Origin of the sequence: Ottowia sp., assembly GCF_047601385.1 — a bacterium.
GTDB lineage: Bacteria > Pseudomonadota > Gammaproteobacteria > Burkholderiales > Burkholderiaceae_C > Ottowia.
Genome location: NZ_JASGJP010000001.1, coordinates 3,085,863 through 3,097,199, shown reverse-complemented (window position 1 = coordinate 3,097,199; position 11,337 = coordinate 3,085,863). Strand labels below are relative to the sequence as shown.

At 65.8% G+C, this 11,337-nt stretch carries 9 protein-coding genes; 1 reads left to right on the top strand and 8 read right to left on the bottom strand.

Translation table 11 applies throughout. The features are described from left to right. Positions 1 to 217 precede the first annotated feature (217 nt). From aroB to QM772_RS14950, 8 genes are all read right to left on the bottom strand, one after another. Positions 218 to 1,327: a 3-dehydroquinate synthase gene (aroB, locus tag QM772_RS14985; RefSeq protein ID WP_415137822.1), complete on the bottom strand. Its 1,110-nt coding sequence runs from the start codon at positions 1,325 to 1,327 to the stop codon at positions 218 to 220. A gap of 32 nt (positions 1,328 to 1,359) precedes the next feature. Continuing rightward, complete coding sequence (locus tag QM772_RS14980) at positions 1,360 to 1,890, bottom strand: shikimate kinase (protein WP_415137820.1); 531 nt, start codon at positions 1,888 to 1,890, stop codon at positions 1,360 to 1,362. 110 nt (positions 1,891 to 2,000) lie between these two features. Continuing rightward, complete coding sequence (locus tag QM772_RS14975; protein ID WP_415137818.1) at positions 2,001 to 3,434, bottom strand: putative Ig domain-containing protein; 1,434 nt, start codon at positions 3,432 to 3,434, stop codon at positions 2,001 to 2,003. Between the two features lie 55 nt (positions 3,435 to 3,489). Next, positions 3,490 to 5,661, bottom strand: coding sequence for a type IV pilus secretin PilQ (gene pilQ, locus QM772_RS14970; RefSeq protein ID WP_415137816.1), 2,172 nt, complete (start codon positions 5,659 to 5,661; stop codon positions 3,490 to 3,492). Further along, on the bottom strand, positions 5,658 to 6,200 hold the full coding sequence (locus tag QM772_RS14965) for a pilus assembly protein PilP (protein ID WP_415137814.1): 543 nt from the start codon (positions 6,198 to 6,200) through the stop codon (positions 5,658 to 5,660). Before QM772_RS14965 ends, pilQ begins: the two co-directional genes overlap by 4 nt. Continuing rightward, positions 6,197 to 6,913 (bottom strand): type 4a pilus biogenesis protein PilO, encoded by a 717-nt coding sequence (locus QM772_RS14960; RefSeq protein ID WP_415137812.1) that lies wholly within the window; start codon positions 6,911 to 6,913, stop codon positions 6,197 to 6,199. The genes QM772_RS14965 and QM772_RS14960 overlap by 4 nt, the downstream gene beginning before the upstream one ends. Before the next feature lie 2 nt (positions 6,914 to 6,915). Then, positions 6,916 to 7,536, bottom strand: coding sequence for a PilN domain-containing protein (locus QM772_RS14955; protein ID WP_415137810.1), 621 nt, complete (start codon positions 7,534 to 7,536; stop codon positions 6,916 to 6,918). Continuing rightward, positions 7,533 to 8,603 (bottom strand): pilus assembly protein PilM, encoded by a 1,071-nt coding sequence (locus QM772_RS14950; protein ID WP_415139610.1) that lies wholly within the window; start codon positions 8,601 to 8,603, stop codon positions 7,533 to 7,535. The genes QM772_RS14955 and QM772_RS14950 overlap by 4 nt, the downstream gene beginning before the upstream one ends. A 327-nt stretch (positions 8,604 to 8,930) precedes the next feature. Here QM772_RS14950 and QM772_RS14945 point away from each other — a divergent pair, with 327 nt between their 5' ends. Further along, positions 8,931 to 11,327, top strand: a complete 2,397-nt coding sequence (locus QM772_RS14945; RefSeq protein WP_415137808.1) for a penicillin-binding protein 1A — start codon at positions 8,931 to 8,933, stop codon at positions 11,325 to 11,327. Positions 11,328 to 11,337: the final 10 nt, after the last annotated feature.

The following is an 11,337-nucleotide window of genomic DNA, read 5'->3' as shown; positions in this document are numbered from 1 at the left end:
TCGGGCTCCAGCGCTTGATCCACGGGCGCAAGCAGCTATTAAAACAGCAGCATGAACACCGTCCATCGGCTGCGGGGCATGAAACCCAAAGAGCCGAAAGGCCGCGGAGCAGGCCATGCCAGTGCGCTCCTGGCCGGGGTTCCCCCGGCCAGCGGGCGCGCCCCCTTGAGGGGGGATGCCGCAACATCGCGCAGCGAGTGGAGCAACGGGGGAGATGTCATTCACAGCAGCGGTCGATGACCTGGCGCACCAGCGCGTCGGGCGCGGCGCGCACCGCCGCGCGGCCGGGGCCGTCGATGACGACGAAGCGGATCTCGCCCGCCTCGGCCTTTTTGTCCACGCGCATCAGTTGCAGGTAGCGGCCGGCGTTGTCCTGCGCGTCGATCACGGCGCCGCGCGTGGGCAGGCCGGCGCGCGCGATCAGCGCCGTCAGCCGCTGCACGAAGGCGGCATCGACCAGGCCCAGCGCGCGCGACAGCTCGGCCGCCATCACCATGCCGGCGCCCACCGCCTCGCCGTGCAGCCAGGCGCCGTAGCCCATGCCGGCCTCGATGGCGTGGCCGAAGGTGTGGCCGAAGTTGAGGATGGCGCGCAGGCCGCTCTCGCGCTCGTCCTGGCCCACCACGTGGGCCTTGACCTCGCAGCTGCGCCGCACGGCGTGCGCCAGCGCGTCGGCATCGCAGGCGCGCAGGGCATCGACGTGCGCCTCGATCCAGTCGAGAAAGGCCATATCGGCGATCGGCCCGTATTTGATGACCTCCGCCAGGCCGGCGGACAGCTCGCGCGGCGGCAGGGTGCGCAGCACCTCCAGGTCGCACACCACCGCCAGCGGCTGGTAGAAGGCGCCGATCATGTTCTTGCCCAGCGGGTGGTTGATGGCGGTCTTGCCGCCCACCGACGAATCGACCTGCGCCAGCAGCGTGGTCGGCACCTGCACGAAGGGCACGCCGCGCATGTAGCAGGCGGCGGCGAAGCCTGTCATGTCGCCCACCACGCCGCCGCCCAGGGCGTAGAGCACGGTCTTGCGGTCGGCGCCGTGGCCGAGCAGCGCGTCGAAGATCAGGTTGAGCGATTCCCAGGTCTTGTGCTGCTCGCCGTCGGGCAGCACGAGCTGGCGCACCTGCGCATGGCGGCCGGCCAGCGCGCGCGCCAGCCGCTCGCCATACAGCGGCGCCACGGTGGTGTTGGTGACCACCAGTGCCTGCGTGCGTGCGGGCGCCGCCTGGTACGACGCCGGGTCATCGAGCAGGCCGGGGCCGATGGCGATCTGGTAGCTGCGCTCGCCGAGCGCGATGGGCACCTGCTGTGCCAACTGAAATCCTCGCATGGACGTGAGTGTAGGGGCTGGCAGCGCGCCGCTTATTCGCCTCCCGGTTCGGCAGGTGCGGCCAATTCGAGCTGCATCAGCACGCGATTGACCAGCGCGGACAGCGTCGTGCCATGCGTGTCGATCACGAAATGCGCGCATTCGCGGTAGAGCGGGTCGCGCGCGTTGTACAGCTCGCGCAGGCGCCCCAGCGGGTCGGCCACCTGCAACAGCGGCCGCTTGGTGTCGTGGCGCAGACGGCGGATCAAGTGCTCGGGCGACGACCTGAGGTAGATCACGGTGCCACGCTCGCGCAGCCGCTGCCGACTGGCCGGCCGAAGCACCGCGCCGCCGCCCGTGGCCAGCACGATCGGCGCGCCGCGCGTCAACTCGTCGATCACCGACGCCTCGACGTCGCGGAAGGCGGCCTCGCCATGCTGATCGAAATAGCTGCGGATGGTGCAACCCAGCCGCTGCTCGATCACCTGGTCGGAATCCGCCAGGTCCATCTGCAGCCGCCGCGCCAAAGAACGCCCGACGGTGGATTTGCCGCTGCCCGGCATGCCGACCAGAATGATGTTCATGAAAAATCCCCGGACAAGCCGGGGATTGGAGCACAGGATACGCCTGTGCAGCACGCGGGCCGAATTGCGGCAGGCTGGCCAGGGCCTTGGCCCGCTGCGTCTGCCGCCCTCTAGTCCGCCGGGTCGGTGACGGTGATCGCCACACTGATGATGGTGTAGGAGCCGGCGCTGTCCGTGACACGCGCGGCCACAGTGGAGGCACCCGCAGCCGCCGAGGCGCTGATGTTGACGACTCCGCTGGAGCTCAGCGACACGCCGTCGGGCAAGCCACCCACGGCCGACCAGGTGTACGAACCCGTGCCGCCGGTGGCCGTGAGGGCGCAGGAGGATGCCACGCCCTTGGTGGCACTGCACGACCCGCTGGCCGCGAGGGCCTGGCCGGTGACCGTGATGGTCACCACGGCTTGCACGCTGTCGCCGAGGGCATCCGTGACGCGCACCGTCACCGCGTAGGTGCCCAGCGTTGTCTGCGGCTTGCCGCTGATGATACCGCTGCTGCTCAGGGTCAAGCCCGTCGGCAGCGTGCCCGACACGATGGCCCACTGGTAGGGCGCCGTACCACCGCTGGCCTCCAGCGCCTGAGCGAAGGACGTGCCGTTGGCGGCTTCGACAGTGGCTGCGCTGAAGGCGAGCGTGGTCGTGGACACGCCGTCGACCACCGCGATCGCCGTCAGTTGCACGATGGGATCCTGAATGCCGTTGGCGACGTTGTTGTCGTAGCGGTCGGCCGTCAGCTCCAGCACGATCGCGCCGCGGGTCGTCCCGCTGGAGAGCGAGAAGTTCGCCACGCCGCCTGTCGTGGTGGCCAGCACCTGGCTGCCACTCTGCCCGCCCAGCAGCAGGCGGGCGCCGGTGGCGGCGGCCGTGGTGGGCAGGATGCGGATCTGCAGGTTGGCGGCCGACGGATTGGGAACCGGCTGAACGGCATCGTCCATCACCGTCGCGCTGATGTTGACGCTGGCCGGGAGGTTGCTGAGGTTGCCTTGCGTGCCGAGGTATTCGGACTGCGCGATGGCATACACGCTGGCAGGCAGGCCCGTGCCCGAGCCGCCGCCGACCGTGATGCTCACGCTGGCGCTGTAGACCCGGCTGTCGCGCGGGTCGGTCACGGCGCAGGTGATGGTCGCCACGCCAGCCTGGTTGCCCGCATGGAAATGGAACGAGTTGCCACCCGCGTTCGAGCCGAGCGTGATGCTGCGATAGGCCAGCGGGTTGCCATCGTCGTCCTCGTGGTCCTCATCGCCATCCAGGTAATAGAGCGGCCCGGAGGAAAGACCGTAGGCGGTATTGCACGAAAAGATGTCCTCGCCACTGGGAATGGGGTCGTTGCCCTCCTTGGCGTTGACGTACAGCGTGGTGGTATAGGGCGCAGAAGCCCCGATGCCCACCGGATAGCTCCCGGTATTCACCGGCAGGCTGGTGCTCTCCGCCTGCAGCGTGATGCTGTAGCGCTCGGTGGTATCGCCCGAGCTGCCGCCGCCGCCGCCGCAGCCCACCAGCAGCGCGGTGGCCGCCAGCCCCAGGATTCCAATCAACTTTCGCATATCGTCAACCTATTTTCATGAATGTCGAACACATCCGACCCGGCACGTGGCGCACTCAGCGCACCGCACCCCGCTCGGAAATCATTTTCGGCGTGATGAACACCAGCATCTCCTGCTTGTCGGCCGAACGTGTGCGCTGCTTGAACAGGTTGCCCAGCACGGGCACGTCGCCCAGCACCGGCACCTTGTTCTCCGACTCACTCTCGGTGAGTTCGAAGATACCCCCGATGACCACCGTCCCCCCGTTTTCGACCAGCACCTGGGTACGAATCCGCTTGGTGTTGATCGACATGCCGCCCCGCACCTCGGTGCCCGGGCTGTCCTTGTTGACGTCCAGGTCGAGGATGATGTCGCCTTCGGGCGTGATCTGCGGCGTGACCTCCAGCTTCAGGACGGCCTTGCGGAACGCGATGGACGTCGCGCCGCTGGACGTGGCCTGCTCGTACGGAAACTCCGTACCCTGCTCGATGAGCGCCTTGGTCTGGTCGGCCGTCACCACCCGCGGGCTGGAGACGATGCGGCCTTTGCCGTCGGCTTCCAGCGCGGAAATCTCCAGGTTCAGGAACCGGTTGGCGGCGGAGCTGAAGAGCGAGATCGCGAAGCTGGAGGGCGATACCCCATTGATCGCCGAGGCCGGGAGATTCACGAACTGCGAGGTGTCCGAGGTCAGCGCGGAAGAGGCGAACGCTCCCGTGGTAGCGCCGATGGCGCTGTAGGTACCACCAAACGCGACCCGGTTGCCGCCGCCGACGGCATAGCCTGCGTCACCACCATTGATCCCGCGCAGATCGCCGCCGCCCAGCTTGATGCCAAGAGATTTGCCGAACGTATCGGTGGCCTCCACGATGCGCGCCTCGATCAGCACCTGGCGAACCGGCACGTCCAGCTTGACAATCATCTCCCGGATCTGCTCGAGCCTGGAAGGGATGTCCGAAACAAACAACTGGTTGGTCCTCGGCTCGGCGATGACCGATCCGCGCGAACTCAGCAGGGAGCTCTGGGTACCACTGCCCGCGCTCCCGCTCCCATGCCCGCTCCCGCCTGCTCCACCACCTTGGGTCAATTGCGACTTGATGTCGTCCGCCTTGGTGTAGTTCAGTTGGAATGACTCGGTACGCAGCGGTTCGAGGTTGCGAATCGCCACTTGCGCCTCAAGCTCCGCCTTCTCCTTGGCGGCCATCTCTTCCTTGGGCGCGATCTGGAGCACGTTGCCGCTGCGTTTCATCCCCAGCCCCTTGGCCTGCAGAATGATGTCCAGCGCCTGGTCCCAGGGAACATCCTTGAGCCGCAGCGTCAGGTTGCCCTGGACGCTGTCGGAGGTGACGATGTTGAAGTTGGTGAAATCGGCGATGACCTGCAGCAGCGAGCGCACGTCGATGTTCTGGAAGTTGAGCGAAAGCCGCTCGCCCCGGTAGCCCGGGCCTTGCGTCAGCTTGTCCTGACTCACCTTCTGCTGGCGCACCTCCACCACCAGCTGGTTGTCGCTCTGATAGGCGCTATGTTCCCACAAGCCCTTGGGCTCGATCACCATCCTCACGCGGTCTCCCGACTGGATCGTGGTGATGGTTTGCACCGGGGTGCCGAAATCCGCCACATCCAGACGACGCCGCAACCCCTCCGGCAGGCTGGTCTTCAGGAATTCGACGACGAGGCTCTGGCCTTGCTGCCGAATATCCACGCCCACCTGGTTGCTGGCCAGGTCCACGATCACACGGCCCGTGTTCTCAACGCCACGGCGGAAGTCGATGTCGCGCAGCGGCATCGCGGAATCATTGCGGCTTTCCGAAAAAACCTGCTGGGCCACCGGCGCGGACGGCGCCGCGGAAACGGGATTCAGCGAGACGAACACCGACCGCCCTTGCACTTCGGCGCGGTACGCCGTCGACTGGCTCAGGTTCAGCACCACACGGGTGCGGTCAGCCGCCTGAACCACGTTGGCCGTGCGCGCATTGCCCTTGCCCAGTTCAATCTGGCCCTGAGGCAACCCACTCTTGGCCCCGGGAAAATCCAGCGCGATCCGGGCGGGCGACTGAACGACAAACCCCACTGGCACGGCGCTCGGCGGCTCGCTCAGATCGATGCGCACGACTTCCGTCCCGCCTTGCATCGATCCCGAAACGGCTTCGATGACCGATTGCGCCTGCGCGCTCATCGCCGCGCACCACGCGGCCAGACCAACAACCGCGCTCCGGAGCATGCCACTCATCAGATCAGACCTCTTCCTCATTTCGTATTCTCCTGGAGCTGTAGGGTCGCGGCGCGCTCAATCCACTCTCCCGCCGCGTCCTGCACGATTTCCCGCAAAGTGACTTCGTGCTCCGACACCTTGGTGACCAATCCATAGTTCTGCCCGAGGTAGTTGCCCACCCGAACTTGATGCAGCAGGTTGTCGACCTTCACCAGCGCAACACGCCGGCCATTGCGATCCAGACTGCCCACCATGGACATCACGTCCAGCGGAAGCGCTTCCAGCGGCTCCTTGCGGCGGTTCAACTCCGGGGCAATCAGGGCCGTGCTGGGACTGCCCGTGGCGCTGTCTCGCCTCAACGCCATGGTCAACCGCTCCGAGCTGAAAGGGTCCGCTGCGGCACCCTCGGTATAAGGCAATGGCACATACTGCTTGGGTTCGCTCAAAGGCGTGACCCTGGGTACCGCCTGGCGGCGCTGCTCAGCGACCCATTGCTGCAGGTCACCGATTCCGGCGGCGCAGCCCACGATCAGCATGAGCAAAGGCCATTGAAGCAGATGGAGCTTGCTGCGCGTCATTTCTTGGCCCCCGGCTGATTCTTCTTGCTGGCGGCCCGCTGGGCAGCACGCTGGGCAGCGATTTCCTCGGCGTCCAGATACCGGAAAGTCTTGGCGGTTGCCTCCAGCACCATGGCTCCCGATTTATTGTCCTTGTCGTTCGACGGCCGTGCCACGGCAATATTGTTCAAGGTCACGATACGAGAAAGATTGGCGATATCGGCCGTGAACGCGCCGATGTCGTGATAGCGCCCCGACACCTTCAGAGCGATCGGCAGCTCGGCGTAATAATCCCGCACCACGATCTGACCCGGCCGGAACAGTTCGAACTGAAGACTGCGGCCAAGCCCAGCCTGGTTGATGTCGGACAGCAGCGCATCCATCTCGGCCTTGCTGGGCAGTTGTTTCTCAAGAACATTCACGTATTGCTGCACCTGCGCTCGCTGCTTCTTGAGTTCCTCCAGGCTGACCGCACGCTGGACCTTGGTCTGGTAGTCCGCGCGCAGCGTCACCTCCTTGGCACGCTCGCCCTCCAACTCCGCCTCATACCCATTCAGCCAGAGATACCACAACGCCACCACCACGGCCACGGCGACCACGGCATACAGCGTGTACCGGGGGATGCTGGGCCAGGCGGACGGGTCGCGGGTATCCAGGCCACGGAACTGCCCACCCAGGTTGCGCAACGCGGCCGAGACATCGACGTTCGCTGAGGACTTCGCTTTCGCTGCCATATCTAACCCTTGGGCGCGGCTTGTTGAGTCGCACTTGCCGCCCGAGCTGCGGATGCGACATCGCTGGCGCGCTGCAGTTGCACCCGAACGGTGAAGTCATATACACGCCGCTGCTCCCGCGCGCTGAGCGCCACGTTGGCGGCAACGATCTCGATGAGTTCGGGCTTGGTGACCCATTCGCTGTGGCGCGAGAGATTGCGCAGCAACTCGGACACCCGCTCGTTGGATTGCGCCAGGCCGCGGATCAGAACGTTCTGGTTTTCCTGCTTGATGCTCTTCAGGTATACCCCATCCGGAAGCTGGCGAACGGACTCATTCATCAGGTGCACCGGGAGATTGCGATCCGATTGCAGGTTTTCGACGGCTTCCTGGCGCGCCTTGAGCGCCGCGATTTCTTCCTGCAGGGTGGCAATTTCCTTGATTTCCTCGTCCAGCTTCTTGATCTCCGAAGTCAGGAAGGCATTGCGATCCTGCTGATCCGAGATGGCACCCTGGTACCAAAGGTAGATCAAGCCGCCGATGAGCAAGCCCAGAAGCGCGGCAGCACCCAGCGAGACATTGAACACCTGGCGCGCCCGCTTGCGCGCCATTTCGCGGTGGGGAAGGAGGTTGATCAGAATCACCGCAGGAACCTCCGCATCGCCAGGCCGCACGCCGTCAGGTAGGACGGCGCCTCGCGCAGCATCTTCTTCTCGCGCACCGCGCGACCGACCTCCATGCCATCGAACGGATTGATCGCCTGGCAGGGAAACGAGGTATGCCGCGTGACCGCTTCGGTCAATCCAGGCAGGCCAGCCGTCCCTCCCGCCAGAAGAATGTAGTCCACCCGGTTGTGCGGCGTGCTCGTGAAGAAGAACTTGAGCGCACGCTCGAGCTCCTGCGCCAGCGACTCGACAAAGGGCTGCAGCACCGTCACGCCGTAGTCGTCCGGCAGTTCACCGGCTCGCTTCTTCGATTCGGCCTCCTCCAGCGTGAAGCCGTATTGGCGCACCAGCATCTGCGTCAACTGCGCGCCGCCAAAAACCTGGTCCCGCTCGTAGAGGAGCTCCTCGTTGCGCAGAACCTGCATGATGGAAGTCATCGCACCGATTTCGAACAGCGCGATCACGGCGTCGGCCCCGCCGCTCGGCAGGCGCCCGATCACACGGCCGGCGGCCAGGCGCGACGCATAGGACTCGACATCCAGAATCACCGGATGAAGCCCCACGGCTTCGGCCAGCCCCTGCCGATCCTCGACCTTTTCCTTGCGCGAGGCAGCGATCATCACCTCCACGTCGCCGGCCGAAGAAGCGCTCGGCCCCACGACACAGAAGTCAAGACTCACTTCGTCCAGCGAGAATGGGATGTATTGATTGGCCTCGGACTCGACCTGCACCTCCATCTCCCGCTCGCTGAGCCCGCCGGGGAGGATGATCTTCTTGCTGATGACAACGGACGCCGGCAGGGCCATGGCCACGTCCCTGGCCTTGCTGCCGCTCTTGCTGATCAACCTGCGGGTGGCTTCCACGACCTCATCGAACTTCTCGATGTTGCCGTCGCTGATCCAGCCACGCTCAAGCGGCTCGATGCCGCAGCGCTCCAGAACGAGATTGCCCGCACGGTCCTGCCCCAGTTCAACCAGCTTGACACTGGACGAACTGACGTCGAGCCCCATCATTGGCGCCGCCTGGCGGCTGAACAACGAACCCATGTTCAAGACAGTACCTTGTTACTTTTTATTGCAAAAGTCGAACACACTTAAGAATCCACTTGAATGCTAGCAGCAAGCCCCTTGTCGGGCAAAGAAAAAGCCAGATGGACTCCGTTGCGCCCGTTGTCAAAAACTAACGCCTTCGGACACTTGCTTACCATTGCGCGCGCACCGAAACCCTCGCGCCGCAGTTCTGATGACGTGGCCCCTCGTCTGAGCGGACAATCCTAGCCCTGTGCGTGAACGTCGGCATCTGTTTGCAATCGCAAGCAAGCAGCCTGGGCAGACTGTCTCACGAAAGTACCTACTAACTACCGATGTTGCGCCATGCCCACTAAAAATTCGCCAGCCCGCGTGAACAAGCGCACAGGGCGCTCCGGCCCACGCTGGCTGCTGTGGCTCGCCAAGGGCCTGGCCTGGTCGGGCGGCGCGCTGGCAGCACTGTTCCTGTGCGCCGTGATGGCCGGGTTGATGGCCCTGGCGATCGCCTACCCCAACCTGCCCGACGTGTCCGAGCTGTCGAACTACCGGCCCAAGCTGCCGCTGCGCGTCTTCACCTCCGAGGGCATGCTGATCGGGGAGTTCGGCGAGGAGCGCCGCAACCTCACGCCGATCAAGGACGTGCCCCAGGTGATGAAGGACGCCGTGCTCGCCATCGAGGATGCCCGCTTCTACGAGCACAGCGGCGTGGACTACCTGGGCGTGCTGCGCGCGGCGCTGGCCAACCTGGGGCGCGAAAAAAGCCAGGGCGCCTCCACCATCACCATGCAGGTGGCGCGCAACGTCTACCTGTCCTCGGAAAAGACCTACACCCGCAAGATCTACGAGATTCTGCTCACGTTCAAGCTGGAGCACCTGCTCACCAAGGATCAGATCCTGGAGATCTACATGAACCAGATCTTCCTGGGCAACCGGGCCTACGGCTTCGCGGCGGCGTCCGAGACCTACTTCGGCAAGCCGCTGAAGAACCTGACGGTGGCCGAGGCCGCCATGCTGGCCGGCATCCCCAAGTTCCCCTCCACCGCCAACCCCATCGCCAACTTCACGCGGGCGCGCGAGCGGCAGCTTTACATCATCGACCGCATGCAGGAACACGGCTTCATCACCGCCGAGCAGGCGGCGGAGGCCAAGCAGCAGGAGCTGCGCATCCGGCCGGCCAACGCCGCCACCAAGGTGCACGCCGAGTACGTGGCCGAGATGGTGCGCCAGATGATGTTCGCGCAGTACGGCGACCAGACCTACAGCCGCGGCCTGAACGTCTACACCTCGCTCAATGCCGAGGACCAGACGGCCGCCTACGACGCGCTGCGCCGCGGCATCCTCGACTACGAGCGCCGCCAGCCGTTCCGCGGCCCGGAGAAGTTCGTCGATCTGCCGCGGGACGCCCGGGAGCGCGCCGAGGCCGTGGACGACGCGCTGGCCGACCGCGCCGACATCGGCGACATGCTCGCCGCCGTCGTGCTCGAAGCCGGCGCGCGCCAGGTCGTGGCCATGCGCCAGGGCGGCGAGCGGATCGAGATCACCGGCGACGGCCTGCGCGCCATTCAGTCCGGCCTGTCGCCCAAGGCGGCACCGGCGGTCAAGATTCGTCCGGGCGCGGTGATCCGCGTGGTCAAGACCGCGCGCGGGGGCTGGGAGACCACGCAACTGCCCGAGGTCGAGGGCGCGCTGGTCGCGCTGGACCCGCGCAACGGCGCCGTCAAGGCGCTGGTGGGCGGCTTCGACTTCGACAAGAACAAGTTCAACCACGTCACCCAGGCCTGGCGGCAGCCGGGCTCCAGCTTCAAGCCGTTCATCTATTCGGCATCGCTGGAAAAAGGCTTCTCCCCCACCACCATGATCAACGACACGCCGCTGTTCTTCGACAGCAGCGTCACCGGCGGCCAGCCCTGGGAGCCCAAGAACTACGAAGGCGGCTTCGAGGGCCCGATGACGATGAAGCGCGGCCTGGCCCGCTCGCGCAACATGATCTCGATCCGCGTGCTGCAAACCATCACCCCGCAGTACGCGCAGGACTGGGTGGCGCGCTTCGGCTTCGACGCCGACAAGCACCCGCCCTACCTCACCATGGCGCTGGGCGCCGGCTCGGTCACGCCGATGCAGCTGGCGGCGGGGTTCTCGGTGTTCGCCAACGGCGGCTACCGCATCAACCCGTTCCTGATCACGCGCGTCACCGACCAGTCCGGCAAGGTGCTGGTCGAGAGCCAGCCGGCCGGCCTGGTCGGATCCAACCGCGCCATCGACGCGCGCAACGCCTTCGTCATGAATACCATGCTGCAAGAGGTGGCCCGCAGCGGCACCGCCGCGCGCGCGCAGGCCACGCTCAAGCGCCCCGACATCGGCGGCAAGACCGGCACCACCAACGACTCGATGGACGCCTGGTTCGCCGGCTACCAGCCGACGCTGGCCGCCGTGGTGTGGATGGGCTACGACACGCCGCGCAACCTGGGCGCGCGCGAGACCGGCGGCGGCCTGAGCCTGCCGATCTGGATCAACTTCATGCAGACCGCGCTCAAGGGCGTGCCGGTGGCCGAGGCCACCCCGCCCGAGGGCGTGGTGCGCGTCGGCGGCGACTGGTACTACGAGGAATACGCGCGCGGCGGCGGCATCAGCAACCTGGGCGGCGCCGGGCTGGAACCCGACCCGGCCACTTCGCCGGAGGGCGGACAAGCGCCCGCGCCGTCCGAGGAGCGCAACCGCATCCTCGACCTGTTCAAGAACTAGGCCAGATCAG